The 14,617-nt window shown below is 59.9% G+C and carries 13 protein-coding genes; 1 reads left to right on the top strand and 12 read right to left on the bottom strand.

The genetic code is table 11. The features are described from left to right. Window positions 1–52: 52 nt before the first annotated feature. The 4 genes from BT125_RS03060 to BT125_RS03045 form a co-directional block, all read right to left on the bottom strand. Window positions 53–853, bottom strand: a complete 801-nt coding sequence (locus BT125_RS03060) for a helix-turn-helix domain-containing protein (RefSeq protein ID WP_072405122.1) — start codon at window positions 851–853, stop codon at window positions 53–55. A 112-nt stretch (window positions 854–965) separates the two neighbouring features. Beyond that, window positions 966–2,657 (bottom strand): thiamine pyrophosphate-binding protein, encoded by a 1,692-nt coding sequence (locus tag BT125_RS03055; protein WP_072405121.1) that lies wholly within the window; start codon window positions 2,655–2,657, stop codon window positions 966–968. Between the two features lie 139 nt (window positions 2,658–2,796). After that, on the bottom strand, window positions 2,797–3,552 hold the full coding sequence (locus BT125_RS03050; RefSeq protein ID WP_072405120.1) for an aldehyde dehydrogenase: 756 nt from the start codon (window positions 3,550–3,552) through the stop codon (window positions 2,797–2,799). Between the two features lie 282 nt (window positions 3,553–3,834). Then, a complete protein-coding gene (locus tag BT125_RS03045; RefSeq protein ID WP_072405382.1) occupies window positions 3,835–4,839 on the bottom strand; it encodes an aldo/keto reductase in 1,005 nt (334 codons plus the stop codon). 93 nt (window positions 4,840–4,932) lie between these two features. Between BT125_RS03045 and BT125_RS03040 the strand changes: the two genes are divergently transcribed. Then, the gene (locus BT125_RS03040; RefSeq protein ID WP_072405119.1) at window positions 4,933–5,388 is read left to right on the top strand and encodes a MarR family winged helix-turn-helix transcriptional regulator; all 456 of its coding nucleotides are present in this window, start codon (window positions 4,933–4,935) and stop codon (window positions 5,386–5,388) included. Between the two features lie 94 nt (window positions 5,389–5,482). On the opposite strand, the gene BT125_RS03035 is transcribed toward BT125_RS03040, so the two are convergent. The 8 genes from BT125_RS03035 to BT125_RS03000 all read right to left on the bottom strand — a co-directional run bounded on the left by BT125_RS03035 (window position 5,483) and on the right by BT125_RS03000 (window position 14,533). Beyond that, the gene (locus tag BT125_RS03035; RefSeq protein ID WP_072405118.1) at window positions 5,483–6,991 is read right to left on the bottom strand and encodes an amino acid ABC transporter permease/ATP-binding protein; all 1,509 of its coding nucleotides are present in this window, start codon (window positions 6,989–6,991) and stop codon (window positions 5,483–5,485) included. 106 nt (window positions 6,992–7,097) lie between these two features. After that, a complete protein-coding gene (locus BT125_RS03030) occupies window positions 7,098–7,904 on the bottom strand; it encodes an ABC transporter substrate-binding protein (protein ID WP_371857782.1) in 807 nt (268 codons plus the stop codon). Window positions 7,905–7,980: 76 nt separating this feature from the next. Then, window positions 7,981–9,033, bottom strand: coding sequence for an isopenicillin N synthase family dioxygenase (locus BT125_RS03025; protein ID WP_072405117.1), 1,053 nt, complete (start codon window positions 9,031–9,033; stop codon window positions 7,981–7,983). Window positions 9,034–9,046: 13 nt separating this feature from the next. After that, entirely contained in the window at window positions 9,047–9,898 is an 852-nt protein-coding gene (locus BT125_RS03020) for a sugar phosphate isomerase/epimerase family protein (RefSeq protein WP_072405116.1), read from the bottom strand. A gap of 319 nt (window positions 9,899–10,217) precedes the next feature. Next, window positions 10,218–11,396 carry an MFS transporter gene (locus BT125_RS03015; protein ID WP_072405115.1) on the bottom strand — a complete coding sequence of 393 codons (1,179 nt, stop codon included), beginning with the start codon at window positions 11,394–11,396 and terminating at the stop codon, window positions 10,218–10,220. Between the two features lie 68 nt (window positions 11,397–11,464). Continuing rightward, window positions 11,465–12,814: an MmgE/PrpD family protein gene (locus tag BT125_RS03010; RefSeq protein WP_072405114.1), complete on the bottom strand. Its 1,350-nt coding sequence runs from the start codon at window positions 12,812–12,814 to the stop codon at window positions 11,465–11,467. After that, complete coding sequence (locus BT125_RS03005) at window positions 12,811–13,698, bottom strand: polysaccharide deacetylase family protein (protein WP_072405113.1); 888 nt, start codon at window positions 13,696–13,698, stop codon at window positions 12,811–12,813. The genes BT125_RS03010 and BT125_RS03005 overlap by 4 nt, the downstream gene beginning before the upstream one ends. Beyond that, window positions 13,691–14,533 (bottom strand): polysaccharide deacetylase family protein, encoded by an 843-nt coding sequence (locus BT125_RS03000; protein WP_072405112.1) that lies wholly within the window; start codon window positions 14,531–14,533, stop codon window positions 13,691–13,693. The genes BT125_RS03005 and BT125_RS03000 overlap by 8 nt, the downstream gene beginning before the upstream one ends. Between the last annotated feature and the right edge of the window lie 84 nt (window positions 14,534–14,617).

Genomic DNA, 14,617 nt, shown 5'->3' with positions numbered 1-14,617 from the left:
GCTCCATCGGTTGATTGCCGACAGAGATTAATGCGCTGCGACGGGGGCTGTGTTATCTGCGGGCACGCGCGCAATTGGCTTTCAACCACGCCTTGGGTGTGCAGCCGGTATGACTACGGAAGGCTTTGTAGAACGCCGAGGTGGAATTGAATCCGGCACTCGTCGCAAGGGCATCGATGGGCGCGTTTTCACCGTGATTTGGCAGGCGCTCAAGCAGATAGGCCAACCGGGCTTGGGTCACGTAGCGATAGAAACTTTGTCCCAGCACTTGATTCAGCAGGTAAGACAGCTGATTGCGACTGTACCCGGTGGCGCCGGCAATCCGTGCAAGGTCCAGATCCGGGTCGAGGAAGGGCTGCTGGCGCGTGAAATAGTCGGCCAAGTCTCGCGCCATGAAAGTCAGCTGACGCGCCGAGAGACCCAGTTTACTGATGGCGGGGGCATGGCGCCCAGTCTGGGGCTCGCTGTCGCGCACCAGTGAGGCATATTCGTTTATACGAAGGATCAGGCCATCACATACCGTGATGGCTTCACTGGTGCGAAAAACCACCCGCTCGCCACTGCCTTTCAGAGCTGTCTGGTACTGGATGAATGCGGTACAGCCATCTGCACGGATGCGGTCGTTGTGTTCAAGATACTCGTCGGGATGGCGCGGTAACGTGCTGGTGATATAAGCGCGCAACTCGGTCAGGCCCATGCTGCGGTTCTGGAAGAAATCGTTGTACTGCACTTGCGGGTGATAAATCGCGAGAATCGCCTCCAAGTCGCGGCGTTTCCACGCCATGTGGTAGCGCAGCACCACTTCGAGGGTCAACGTTGTCTGTTCGGCGGTATCTGGCGGAAGGAGCGGCATTGGCTGACCGGCGTGACGACTGGGGCTAGCGCCAGTCTAGCCCTGCAGTGGCTCACTGAACAAATACAGCCGCCTCATACCTGAGCCCGCCAAAGGTGAACGCCCGTTAGCTTCAAGCCATGATCGGTAATTCGATGAGGTTGGGGCGGCCTGAGCGAATGCCATCCTCGACCGCTTCAGTAATATCCCTGGCGCGCTCGACCCTGCGCGAAGCAACCCCCAGGGAGGAGGCGAGGGCCTGGAAGTCGATGGCCGGGTCCCGGATGTCCATGCCGATGAACCGGTTCGTACCGGCACTTCGGTAGTGCGCCTGGCTACGCGCGTAGTTTTTCAGGATGTTGTATTCGCCATTGTTCATGACCACAAAGGTGACGGGCAAACGCTCGTGTGCCGCTGTCCAAAGCGCCTGGGGTGAATACATCGCCGAGCCATCGCCGACCAGGCAGACCACTGGGGCGCGGTCCAGGCCAAGGGATGTACCGACAGCCGCCGGCATGCCCCAGCCGAGGATGGCGCTCCGCGTAAACAGGTACTGGCGAGCCGAATGCGAATCCAGGCAAGCACGCACATGAGGAATGGTAACCGGCGCTTCGTCGACGATCCACACGTCAGGGCCGATTGCCCGGACAGCTTCATGGGCCGCAACGAAAGGCGTTGTCACGGGCGTATGGAATTCGCGCTTCGCGCGCTCGGCCACTTCGATTCGTCGGGTACCGCGTTCGTGCGCAGCGACATTTCGCAGCGTCGCGATGGCCTGGCTGTGTGGGGCCAGCATCCGATCCAGTAACGGCAGCAACAATTGCAAGGACAACTTGATGTCGCCTATCAATCCCAGCGCCGTTCCATGCACTCTGCCCAGTTGGTGGCCATCGCCGGTCAATTGAATGAGACGGCAATGAGGGGGAATCGCCGGGCCTTGCGAGTATTGGTAACTGATCAGCGAGTGGCCGCCGAGAAGCAAGATCGCATCGAAGTCAGCGAACGTTTCGCGGATATCGGCAGCTTTGGGCGACAAGGCTCCGCGCCATTGAGGATGAGCGGTGGGGAAGGGGATATGCCCGGGCCAGGATGGCCCGAAGACCGGCGCGCCGAGTGCTTCAGCGAGTCTCACCACTTCCACTTGCGCATTCGACTGGAAGACTTCCTCCCCGACGATAATCGCCAGGCGGCCGGGAGCAACCGTCGCTAAGGCGTCGGCCAACGGGTCAATCGCTGCGGTCACCGCACCTCGTTCGATTCGCGACGGCTGGCCAGCATCGGCATCGGTGTGCTGCTCCATCACGTTGATCGGCAGCGAAAGGAAAACCGGGCCGGTCGGCCCTGTGCGGCAGTCCTGAAGAGCGCGACGCAGCAGCATCGGGATATGTTCGGGGTGCTGGATTTCCTCCGCCCATTTGACGCTCGGTCGGGCCAGGCTGACCAGATCACCATGAAGCAGCGGGTCGGTCACGCCGTGGCGGGTATCCTGTTGGCCCGCGGTGATCACCAGCGGCGTGTTCGCCATCTTCGCATTCAGGATGGCGCCCATCGCATTGCCAAGGCCTCCTGCTGTATGAAGGTTCACGAAACCGGGGCGGCCGGATGCCTGGGCATAACCGTCGGCCATCGCCACGACGGAGGCCTCCTGGAGACCGAGCACGTAGTGAATATCGCAGACGCCCGAGAGCGCATCGAGCAAAGGCAGCTCCGTTGTTCCCGGATTGCCGAAGACATGGCGAACGCCTTCGCTGCGCAGTACTTCTACGAGCAGGTCCGCGCCGCGTTGCCCACGGATGCTGGACGGGACACAGGGAGTTGACGGCATGGCGCGAAACCTCATTTATTTGGAAGAGATAATTTACCCTGCTTTCGTGGCTATCGGATTGCCAAATGGCAGTGCATTACCCGTGCGACGGCGACGCTGAAAGCCCTGACGCTGGGTTTGATTTGAAGCCGGCAGTGACTTAACGTCCGCCCATTCTTTCGAGCGATTGGCTTTTGAGCGGCAAATCGCTGGTACGCTTGTCCGAGGCTTTGCGAATCGCATTGCACAAGGCCCGGACGATGGGTACGTAGCTCAGCTGGCTGGGCTGGCAGGCCTGGAGCGCACCCGTAGGGTTGATCAAATGTACCGCGATATGCCCTGGCAACCATGAGACGAGTGGCCAACGGGGTCGTTGGGCGATCGTCGGGCACAGATCAGCCGCCGTCACACCAAATTCAGCAGATGCCACGAATGCGACCCCCATCAGGCACGCGCCTTCAAGCTGGGCGCGCAGGCGACCGGGGTTCTCTATAGCGCCCAGGTCAGCGACAAACACCGTGTCATGCACAATCAAGCGGCCCTCGTCGCTCAGCTCGACATCGAGTACCGCGGCCATGCAAGTCTGCGCATCGCAATGTGCGGCGATGCCCTGGGTTCGGCGTCCGCCTGAAGGCTTGCCCCAATGGCTTCGCGTGGCCGCTTCGGTGATGACGCTACGCATTCGCCGGGCATCGAAACCTGAGCGTCGCGCGGCGCCGTCGGCCCGTGTTGATGCCGAATCGATCAAGGAAAGCAGGTAGTCTCGTTGATCGAGCCTGCATGCAGGGTCCTGTTCGGCCATGAATCGCTGTTCGGCGCGCAGGCGAAGCAACAGGTCTTTACGGTCCAGGATACCGTCTGGCGATGGCCAGATGAATTGATCAAGCGCGCCGTCGTGCCCCTCAGGGTGGTTCATCTGCGTTTCTCCTTCCGGCTGATGACAAGAGCTCCAGCAAAAGGCAACCTCGGGTGCAGAATCTCTGGTTAAGCCAAGTTCCTGCGGGAGCGAGCAGGCTTGCTCCCGCGGGTTCACGCTGGCGCCGCAGGAGCAAGCCTGGCGTTACTTTAGGCGCAACGATCTGACGTCAGGGTGACGGGAGGCTGACAGGAACATGTCAGGCGATAAAGGGGGCAGGGCGGGTGATGGATACAGTTGAGTCTGGCCTTCTTGTCGTCGGCTTGCATCACCCACCCACGTTCAAGCCACGATCTGCGCTGCTCCGCAAGCCCAAGGGGTCGCTGTCCTTGCTGGCATCGAAGGAGACAAGCTGCTAACGGTGTCGAGTCGATGAATCTGCTCGGCTGACAGTTCGACCGACAGGGCTGCGAGGTTGTCGGTCAATTGCTCAAGCGAGCGCGGGCCGATGATGGGCAACGACCCGTGCGTGCCGGACCAGGCGATGGCGACCTGACCGGGGCTGACGCCCAGTTCGTTGGCGATGGCGATGACCGTGTCGAGGACCTGTGTACGCTGCTCGCTATTCTCCGCCTGGAACACCTTGCCACCGAGGCCCTCGGCGCGTCCTTTCTCGCCCTTGCGGTACTTACCGGTCAGCATGCCTCCGCCGAGTGGCGACCAAGTGACGATACCCAATCCCAACGCATGCGAAGCCGGGAACAGATCAACCTCGGGGTCGCGGTGGACCAGGCTATGCTCGAATTGCGCCGCGGCGATCGGCACCGAGTGGGTGAGTTCGGCGAGGGTGACTGCTCGCGATAGCCGCCAAGCAGGAAAGTTGGAGAGGCCGGCATAAAGAATCTTGCCCGCGCGGGCGAGATCCTCGAACCCACGGACAATTTCTTCGATGGGCGTGACATTATCCGGCCAATGCACCCAGTAGAGATCGATGCGATCGGTTTTGAGTCGCTTCAGGCTCGCCTCTACCGAGGCCACCATGGCTTTACGACTATTGCCAGTGACGAGGCGATTGGCATTTGGCTGCGCGCCTTGGGTGTACTTGGTCGCCAGGACGAAACTCTCGCGTCGGCCCTTCAGCAGGGTACCGAGCAGTTCCTCGGACTCTCCGAACTGGTAGATATCTGCGCCATCGATGAAGTTGCCGCCGGCCTCCGCGTAGGCGTTAAAGATTGCCGTGCTGACATCGGGATCCGCACCGTGGCCCCAGCCTGTGCCAAAGTTGCCCGTCCCAAGCACGACCTGGGACACACTCAGTCCTGTTTTGCCGAAGGATGCATATTTCATGTTTTCACCATTGATCAAGTCGGAACGATCTTTTCAGGTAGTGTCGGTGCAAAGAAAATTGTATATGCAAATATTGCAGGTACAATAGACCGTATGAAAAACGCTATCAAGCCACAGGGCTGCACCAATCTGAAACTCCGCCAGCTCAATCGCATGGTGACGCGTCATTACGACCGCTACGTCGCCGAGTTCGGCCTGAAGAACACGCAGTACGCATTGTTGTCCCATGTGGTCGGGCTGGGGCCTATCCGCCCGAGTGACCTGGCCAGGCAAATGCAGATGGATAATTCGACCTTGACTCGAAACATGCAGTCCCTGACCGCTCAGGGGTGGCTGGAGATTGGTGCAGGAGGCGATGCCCGCAGTCGCCTTGTCGAAGTGACCGAGGCTGGACGCGTAAAGCAAGCCGAAGGCCAGCGGGCCTGGAAGGAGGCACAGCGCGCACTCAATGGTCTACTCGGCGTGGAGCGCGTGGCGGTATTGCACGAATTGCTCGACGCATGCATTGCGAGCCTTGACGACGATCTTGATGAGTCCCCATCAGAATGACTCGCCAGCCGCTTCGCAACGCATAACGTGGTGGGAAAACCAGCGTGCTTGACGGATATCCCATCTCGAGTGTCAGGACCCAATCACACCGAGTTCAAACCCTCATGAATTTTTTGATTCTTTCGCCGCACTGATCAGCTCGGATCATCCCAGGCGCCGCATCCAGTTTGACCAGGCCGTCCTCCATGAAAACTACCCTGTCGGAAATTGACATGGCGAAGTCCATTTCATGGGTCACGATCAACATGGTCATGCCTTCTTTTGCCAGGTCGCTGATTACCTTGAGCACATCGCCTACCAGTTCCGGGTCAAGGGCTGAAGTAGGCTCATCGAACAGCATGATTTGAGGATCCATCGCCAATGCGCGGGCGATTGCCACGCGTTGTTGCTGACCGCCTGACAACTGATGCGGATACTTTTGCGCGTGCGCCAGCAGCCCGACCTTGTCCAGCAGCGCGTAGGCGCGCTGCTCGCTGATGGACTTGTCGCGGCCGTGATAACGCGGCGCGAGGGTGACGTTGTCGAGAATGGTGCGATGGGGAAACAGATTGAAACTCTGGAATACCATGCCGATGCGTTGTACCCCGTGGCGTACTTGTTGTGTGTTGGTGTTGTCACCGGCGTGGATATAACTTTCGCCGAATAGAATGATCTCGCCCTGGTCGATGCTTTCCAAGGCGTTGACGGTCCGAATCAGCGAGGTTTTTCCCGATCCCGACGGACCGATAATGGAAATCACCTGACCCACGTTGACATCAAGGTTGATGCCCTTGAGCACGGTGTGCTGGCCGTAGCGCTTGTGAATGTTGATCAGTTGCAGTGCGGGGGCCGAGCCAGGCCCTGATGCTGTACGAGCGTCTGCCGGAGAGGGCGCTGCCCGTGACGCGCGTAGACGCCGCAGGCTGATGTCATCCAGCGTTTGTGGTTTGCGGTTGTTGAGCTCCAGGTGTTGCTCCAGCCAATGAAACAGCCAGCCGAGCACGGTCACGATCAGCACGTAATACACCGCCACAGCCGACAGGGTTTCCATGACCAGGAAGTTTTGCGCGTAAAGACGCTGGCCCACGGTCAGCAGTTCGGTCAAGGAAATCACCGAGACCAGCGAGGTCAGTTTCACCACGGTGATGTATTCGTTGATCAATGTCGGCAGGGAAATGCGGAACGCCTGTGGGATCACGATCAGGCGCTGCAGACCGATCAGGCCGATGCCCAGTGCACGGCCGGCTTCTTTCTGGCCTTTGGCAACGGATATCAAGCCGCCACGATGAATTTCCGCCATGTACGCCGCCTCGGTCACCACCAGTGCCAACAGGCCGGAATAGAAAGGATTGGACAATACTCCACGGGTGACCGGGAACATCTGCGGCAGGTTATAGACGAACACCACCAGTACGAGCAGCGGTACGCTGCGAAAGAACCAGATATAAACCGATGCCGGCACGCTCACCCAACGCGTGGCCGAAAGCTTGGCCGAAGCCAGCAGGAAGCCCAGCAGCATGCCGATAAACCAGGCCAGCGTGCTGAGTTCCACCACCGTAATGCAGGCTTTCCAGAAGTCCGAGACCGAAAACATAGAAAAAAAGTAGGGCCATTCAAATTGCATGTGTACCTCCAACTGCTGGCGTCGACGGAGGCTTTACCTATGCCGGGCAGTCAAGCGAAAGCCGCCGATTGTGGGAGCGGCCTCGCTCCCACAGGGCTGCACTGAGTCAGTTAGTCGGTTCTTCCAGGTTGTATTTCTTCAACAGGGCGGCGTATTCACCCGACGCTTTCGTCGCGTCAAAAGCCTTGAGCAGCGCCTGATAGAGCGCGTCGTTGTCCTTCTTGACGTAGATACCCAGTGTCTGTTGATAGATCGAGTGCTCGGTGCTGATCACAACCCGGCCTTTGGTGCGTTCTGCGATCATGCCGGCGGCACCGTCGATCTCCACCTGAGCCTGCACGTTGCCGGAGAGCAGCGCCTGGGTCACTTCAGGTGCGGACGGGAATTCGCTGACCATGATCGCGCCCTTGTTATTCGGGACGCAGTAATCGGTCGAGAGTTTGTTGAATTGCGTCACCCAAGTGGTGCCTTTTTCCAGGCCGACTTTCAGGCCGCAGAGGTCTTCCGGTACTTTCGGTTTCAGCGGGCTGTCCTTCAGCACCATGATCGCTGCGCCGGTCTTGGCGTATGGGATGGTTTGCGCTTGGGTCTGCCGTTGGGGCGTGATGTACATGCCCGAGATGATCGCGTCATAGTGACCGGCGTTCAGGCTCAGCAGCAGGTTGGAAAATTTGGTGTCAACGAAGTCAGCCTTGAGGTCCAGATGTTTGGCGAGTAACCGCGCCAGTTCGGGGTCGGAGCCGACGACATTTTTTTGTTCGTCGTATGATTCGAAGGGCGGATAGGTGATTTCCATGCCGACCTTGAGGACGCCGGGTGACACCGTCGTGGCTGCGTGGGCTCCTGCCGCACCGAGGATCGCGAAGGCCAGCAGGGACAAGCGGACAGCAATATTCATTGGATTGCGCATCATCGGTGACTCCACGTCGAAAAAGTAGGATTGGGCTGGTTTTGAAACAGGGCTGTTTTGAAACGGGTCGGGGGGTGCATCAGGACGCTTCCTGCGTCTGGCGCTTCAAGTGGCCGAAGCTCGATGGCTTGCGCGCGCGCTCGTACAGTTTGAGTTCGCCGCGTTCGACTTTGCGGCGCAGGTATTGATAGGTTTGCAGCGCTTGGCCGAACATGTGCTCACCGATGGTGATTTCCTCGTAATCCTTACCGCCTTCAAGAAACTGTGGCAGTGGCTTGATCTGCGTATGGAAGTCGCACGCATAGAAAAGTGGGAACGAGTAGCGCTCTTCGCTGACGGTTCGCACTCGGTGAGCCGTCGCGACGAATGCACCTGCGGTCATGACCTCCAGCATGTCGCCGATGTTGACCACAAAAGCACCGTCCATGGGCGGCGCATCGATCCATTGCCCCTGATCGTTCATCACCTCGAGGCCTGGCTTGTCGGCAAGCAAAATGGTGAAGCATTCGTAGTCGGTATGCGCGCCAATGCCGGGCGCGTCTTGAGCCGCCAGGTCAAACGGGTAATGAATCAGGCGCAGCTTCGACGGTGGGCGAGTCACCAGTGCCTCGAAATAGTCTTCCTCCAGGCCCAAAGCGAGGGCGAAACCCTTGAACAAGCGACGACCTAATGCAAACACCGCGGCGTAGTAAGCTTCGACGGCCGGACGGAAACCCGGCAGGTCTGGCCATTCGTTGGCCCCGATCAATGGAGTCCCGGCAATGACCAGTGGATCGTCTTCGCTCACTTCGAAACCGATATCGAAAGCCTCCTTGTGATCCGGTTTACCTTTGGCATAGACCTCTTCACCTTCAGGCACAAAACCCTTGTGGCTGCGTGAAGTGCCGATGTAATGCTGCATCTTGTACTCAAGCGATTGTGCGAACAGGTCCTTCGCCGCTTGACGCAAGCTGTCGATCAGTGACGACTCGATGCCGTGGTTCTTGATGTACAGGAAACCGACTGCGCGGGCGGCGTTACCCAGTTCTTCGGCCACTGCCTGGCGCTGGGTGATGTCGTCGCTGTACAGCCCGGCGATATCCACCACCGGAATGCGATTGAAGTTGGCGGTCGTGGGCACTTTGTCAGGCATGAGGGAGCACTCCTTATCGGGTTGAGGTGCGGGCGAAACGCCGAAAATGCTCGCGTTCGGTGTTTGCCATCCACACGTTCAGCGACCACAGGTCGGCCACCGGCACGTTGGTGAAGGGCAGGTGATGCAGATAGCCGTCGGCGCCGAACTCCGGTGTCAGCGTGCTGACCTGATACCCGCGTTTTTCCTGGGATCGCCAGATGGCCTCCCAATGCTGCTGATGGAAGGCAAGCGCTTGGCTGTACTCGGGGGCGGCGGGGTGGGGAACTTGCGGTCCCTGGTCATAACCGACTCGGGCTTGAATATGGTGAACGCGTTCGACGAAGGCGCTGAGGTCGTCTTCCGGATCGTTGAGCAGGCGCTCGCAGGTGACGACCCAATGACTGATGTCGCTGGTGAAGCGCAGGTCCGGCAATTGACGAATCAGTTCGAGGGTGACCCAGGGGTTGAATAACGAGCGAGCGCGATGGGTTTCAAAGGCGCACACCTGGCCATGCTTGCCCGCGAGGTCCATAGCCCGGCCAAAGAAGTCGACTTGCTGTGCCAGGGGCCAGCGGTCGTTGCCAGCCAGCAGATTGACGAAGCGCGGCGCCAACTCAGCCGCCCAGCCGAGTTTCTTGTCGAGGTCCAGAAGGTGTTCGTCGACGGTTGCCGACTGTTCCGGCAGAACGTCGTAGGCGCTGAAGACGGTGCTGATATAGCTGGCTTTGTTGATGCGTAGGAAGGCTGCGAACTCGGCACGTTCGCTGGCGGTCATGGGCAGGCGGGCTTCCATGCCATCGAACCCGGCTTCAAGCAACTCATCGAGGGCTTGTGCCTTGCTCGCGGTGTAGCCCCACAACGTTCGGAATACTTCCAGTTTCATCGAGCTGCTCCAAAGGTTCCTTCGCATGATTGACACGGCGACGTTGCGGCGCGAACCGAAACGCACAACGAACGGCAGTGACAATCAGAAAAAGCAATCTTCGGGCCGCATCTCTATGGAAAGGCTCCTTTGTTGCCGTCAATAGTAGGGAGGGGCGGTTGGCGGGAAGAATAGGGAAGCGCAAAAAGATAGTTCAGAGATTTCTAAACTATTGACCACTGGCCGCGGCCTTGATCGTCAGTCATCGATCCGGTGCTCCGGAACCTGGCGCGTTGACCAACTGCCGAGTCGTCTTGCAGTTAAGATGCCGTTCCATGAATCACTTCTGCACGACCGCCATCCGGCGCCCGCTCATGAAACACAGCAGCCCACCCATCGCAGTCAAGGCGCTCAAGGCATAGAACATCGTCGGTGCCGGGGTCTGTATCAGCAGGTATCCGCAGATCACCGGACTCAGGGCGCCGCCGAGGGCGGCCAGGTTTTGGGCACCGTAGTAGCTGCCGCGCAGTTCTTCCGGGGCCAGGGTATCGACGAAGAGAAATTCGGCCGGGTAGATGATCATTTCACCGAGCGTGAAAATGAACATCGCCACGCACCAGCTCAGCATGTCGTCCGCCAGGCTGAATCCGATCAGGCCAAGCATGAACAGGCTGGTGCCCGCAGCGATCCAGTAGCGCAGCTTCTGGCGATCGAGGAACCGACCGATCTGGTATTGCAGCAGGATGACAGTAATGGCGTTGCAGGCGAGCAGGGCAGCCATGATCTCCAGTGCACGCTTGGCGTCGTGGGTGACCAGCAGGTATTGCGACAGATACAGCGTGAAGCGTCCGTGCACCACGGTGCTGAGCAGGCAGCCGCAGGTGAACATGATCAGAGTGCGATCGCTTTTCAGGGTCTTCAGCGTCTTGAGAAAACTGGGCGGTGGACCCATGGCTGCTGTCGGCGCTCCATCGCCGGGGATGCCCATCATCAGAAAGATGCTGAAGAACGCGATGCCCGCGGCGATCAGGAATGGCGCGATTGGGTAGACCCCCGCAATCACCACGCCGAGCATGGGGCCGGTGGCGTAGCCGATGTTGGTCAGGGTGTAGCGCAGGGAAAACGCTTTGGCGCGCTGGCCGATGGGCAGGTTTTCGCTGAGGATCGCTTTGGAACCGATCAGAAACAGGGCCGATGCGGTCTCGGTGATCACCACGGTCAGGGTGGTCAGGTAGAGGTTTTCGGCAAAGGTCAGCAGGACGAAACCCACGGCGCTGGAGAGCATCGCCAGGATCAGCAGTCGGCGCTTTTCCAGGCGATCGATGATGTAGCCGCCGTACAGGGCCAGCAGGGTGGCGATGAACACCGCGATGCCCAGCAGCAAGCCGACATCTTGTTGATTGAGGCCCAGCTTGTTGCTCAGGAACAACGTGAGCAAAGGGCTGGTAATGGCGCGGCTGACCACGATGGTCAGCGAAGCGATCATCAAGCGCCGAATAACGAGGGAGTAAGTGGCCACGGGGGCAAATGTCCTTATTCAGATTGTTGGCGTACACCGCGATGACGCCCGAGCCGTCAATACCATGATCAATCCAGCCACCGTTCCAGCGTACGTATCGATTCCAGGTCTTCCATGCGTCGCAGTTGCTTCAGCAGTTCCGCAGCCCGTTCCTGCGGCATTACCCGCGTCGTCAAACTGAAGAACTTCTCATCCAGGGCCTCATCGGCAAGTGGATTGCCCGGCGCTCCCAAGGGCACTTCCACACACAGGCTTGCCTGCCGGCCGTCCACGGTCCGCAGCGTCACCACAGGCTCGCCATCCTCATCCAGTCGCGGGTCCACTTCAAGCTGGATGCGCGACATGCACTGAATCACCAGCGGATCATTGCGTTGCCGATCGTCATAAGCGTGCAGTCGGCAATGCCCATGCACCAACCGCGCGGCGAGGGCATATGGCAGGCTCATTTGCGTCGCTGCGAGGCGGGTGACATCCCGGCCGCCACACATGCCGTGAAGAAAAGCGCTCAGCCGAACGTGCACGTTTTCGACCTGGTCGACGGGTACCTGCAATTGCTCCCACAACTGGCCGAGGGCATCGATGGCCGAATGGGTGCCACGACAGGAAGCATGGGGTTTGATTGAGCAGCGGGCGAGCTTCCAGGTCACGCCGAGCTCTGCATCCAGCGCCTCGGGCCTTGAAGTCGCTGGGGCAAGGGTGTTCAGAAAGCCGCCCCAGACGTCATCGAATAACTGCGTCGGCCCGCTGATGCCTTGTTGGGTGAACCGCGCAGCCAACAGCCCCCCTTCTGCGGCGCGCCCGCTGTGCAGTTTCTTGCTGTGCGAGCCGTCGTGAATGAAGGCCCACAGGCCACCGCTGAAGCTGCCGGCAATGCCCAGTGCCGCGAGGGTTTGCCGCGTATCCAGACCCAGGATGCGCGCACTGGCGGCGGCTGCGCCGAACACCCCACAGGTCGCGGTGGAGTGCCAGCCGGCGCCATTGTGGGCGCTATAGCCGCCGCAGGCTTCGAGCACTCGACGGCCAACCTCATAGCCGATCACGACGGCGCTGATGAATTCACGCCCACTCACGGGCCGTGCGCGCAGCGAAACCGCCGCCATCGCCGCTGGCAGCACGACGGCCCCGGAGTGGTCGCAACCACCGGTGTCGTCCAGTTCCAGCGCATGGGCGGCAATCCCGTTCAGCATCGCTGCCGGGCCCGCGCAGACCTGCAGATCGGTTCCCCAAACCGGAACCTCGCCCGCTTCACCGGCGAACACCTTGTGTGCCTGTTTGGCGACATCGCTCTGGGCGCCGGCCAACGTTGCGCCGAACGTATCGAGAATGTGTCGCTTGGCTTGCGCTACCAACCCAGGCGATAGATCTTCAAACCGCAGGTCGACACAGAATTGCGCCAACCGTTGCAAACGTTCGCTCATGAGACGTAATCCCGGTAATGGCGCTCGTACACCGAGGCGGGATGATCCTCAGCCGCCGGCGCCGCGCTATTCGCCCACCATTGCGCGACCTCGGCGCCGGTGGTGATCCACACGTCATCGTGCTGTTGAATGCCCTCGATCAGCGCGCGCAACACGCCTATCCGTCCCGGCGTGGCGATGATTTCCGGGTGCAGGCGAAGCACGTAGCACAGGCCAAATCGGTGAAAACCGGCGAAATCCATTTGCAGGTTGCCCAGGGTGTGGCTGTAGGAGGCGATCCGTGATTGTGCCGGTGGCACCGCCGGGCTCAAGTTGAAGGCGAAGTAAGGCTCGTCTTCCAGCTCATAATGCAGCGGCACTTCAATGACACCGGGCGCGGTCGGGTGAGCGAATGGCAAGTCGTCGCCGCGCCATGAGGAGGACCAGCGGATGCCTTGATCCTTCAACGCGCCGATGAATCCCGGCGCACCATTGCCTGCCGGGATTCGAAAACCGACCGGGCGCTTGCCGGTCAGCCTGGCCAGGGTCTCGCAGCCCCTGGCGACATCTTCGCCCTGGGCGTCCAGGTCTAGCGCGTCGTAATCCTGATGACGGTAACCGGTGCAGGCGATCTCATGACCGTCGCCCTGGATCGCCTGGATGAGTGCTGGGTTTTCCTCGGCCACGATGCCGGGGACGAACCAACTGCTGCAGACCCCGAGTTCCTTGAATAGGCCGAGCAAGCGTGCCACGCCACGTTGGGTACCGTAGCGCCATACCGACAAGGTTTTGTCACGCCCGGCAACTTCAGGGGCTTGCGTGAGGATGCCGTGGATGTCGTTGTAATCGACGGTCAGTACCACAGCGCAGCGATAGCCTTCCGGCCAGATGGGGGAATCAGCCATGGCGATGCTCCTTCAACCAGAAGTGGGCGACGTCGCGGCAGGTGGCGAACCACACGTCATCGCGCCGACGCATGTGCTCGAAAAGCTGTTCCAGCAGCAGGATGCGTCCCGGTTTACCAATGATCTTTGGGTGGAAGAGGGTGGTCAGGCACAACCCTTCGTCCATCGCGCCGTCATATTCGCGGCACCAGTTGTCCAGGGTCAGCGCGTAACTGGCCGTACGGTCCAATCCGGAAGGAAAGTTCGGCGCGCGGGTGTAGGCGAGGGACGCGTAATCGTCCATTTCCCATCGGCCTGGAATTTCCACCAGCGGCGTATCGAAACCCGGTACGTCCACCAGGTACGGTCGGTCATCGCCGCGCATGCTGCTGGAATAGGTCACGCCGGCTTCCACCAGCATGGCAGGGGTTTCGGCGCGCCAGTCGCCGGATGGCGTGCGAAAACCTTCGGCGCGAATGTGCAGGTTTTTCCAGAACACCTCGCGGGAGATCCGCATCACCTCCTTTTGCCGATCCAGTGTCAGGGCATAAAAGGATTCGTGTTTGTAGCCGTGATAAGCGACTTCATGCCCACGCTCGACAATCGCCTGGCATTGTCTCGGCCAGTTCTCCACGACCCAGGCGGGGACGAAGAATGTCGTCGGGATCCGGAACTCGTCGAGCACATCGAGCAGGCGCGGTAGGGCCCGGTAAGGGCCATAGCCACCAAACCCGAAGTACTCGGGTTTGCGCCAGATCGAGCCGTTGAGCATGGCATCACCGGTCGGGCCATCGAGATCGAAGGCGAGGGCCAGGCAAGCCTTGTGCGGCGCGGGCCAGGTGGGTGAAGAGGGCATCGGTAGTGCTCCATCTTTATTCGTAGACACCAGACGCTGTTGTGGAAGCGGGCTTGCTTGCGATGGCGTCGAGTCAGGCCACAT

Source organism: Pseudomonas sp. NFACC04-2 (assembly GCF_900119265.1).
Classification (GTDB): Bacteria; Pseudomonadota; Gammaproteobacteria; order Pseudomonadales; family Pseudomonadaceae; genus Aquipseudomonas; species Aquipseudomonas fluorescens_AA.
The sequence above is the reverse complement of the archived record's forward strand: the minus strand, read 5'-3'. Positions and strand labels throughout refer to the sequence as shown.

What these genes read in the sequence shown, in the direction of transcription:
- BT125_RS03060 (WP_072405122.1), bottom strand. Translation starts at nt 853, where the DNA reads ATGCCGCTCCTTCCGCCAGATACCGCCGAACAGACAACGTTGACCCTC.
- BT125_RS03055 (WP_072405121.1), bottom strand. Translation starts at nt 2,657, where the DNA reads ATGCCGTCAACTCCCTGTGTCCCGTCCAGCATCCGTGGGCAACGCGGC.
- BT125_RS03050 (WP_072405120.1), bottom strand. Translation starts at nt 3,552, where the DNA reads ATGAACCACCCTGAGGGGCACGACGGCGCGCTTGATCAATTCATCTGG.
- BT125_RS03045 (WP_072405382.1), bottom strand. Translation starts at nt 4,839, where the DNA reads ATGAAATATGCATCCTTCGGCAAAACAGGACTGAGTGTGTCCCAGGTC.
- BT125_RS03040 (WP_072405119.1), top strand. Translation starts at nt 4,933, where the DNA reads ATGAAAAACGCTATCAAGCCACAGGGCTGCACCAATCTGAAACTCCGC.
- BT125_RS03035 (WP_072405118.1), bottom strand. Translation starts at nt 6,991, where the DNA reads ATGCAATTTGAATGGCCCTACTTTTTTTCTATGTTTTCGGTCTCGGAC.
- BT125_RS03030 (WP_371857782.1), bottom strand. Translation starts at nt 7,904, where the DNA reads ATGATGCGCAATCCAATGAATATTGCTGTCCGCTTGTCCCTGCTGGCC.
- BT125_RS03025 (WP_072405117.1), bottom strand. Translation starts at nt 9,033, where the DNA reads ATGCCTGACAAAGTGCCCACGACCGCCAACTTCAATCGCATTCCGGTG.
- BT125_RS03020 (WP_072405116.1), bottom strand. Translation starts at nt 9,898, where the DNA reads ATGAAACTGGAAGTATTCCGAACGTTGTGGGGCTACACCGCGAGCAAG.
- BT125_RS03010 (WP_072405114.1), bottom strand. Translation starts at nt 12,814, where the DNA reads ATGAGCGAACGTTTGCAACGGTTGGCGCAATTCTGTGTCGACCTGCGG.
- BT125_RS03005 (WP_072405113.1), bottom strand. Translation starts at nt 13,698, where the DNA reads ATGGCTGATTCCCCCATCTGGCCGGAAGGCTATCGCTGCGCTGTGGTA.
- BT125_RS03000 (WP_072405112.1), bottom strand. Translation starts at nt 14,533, where the DNA reads ATGCCCTCTTCACCCACCTGGCCCGCGCCGCACAAGGCTTGCCTGGCC.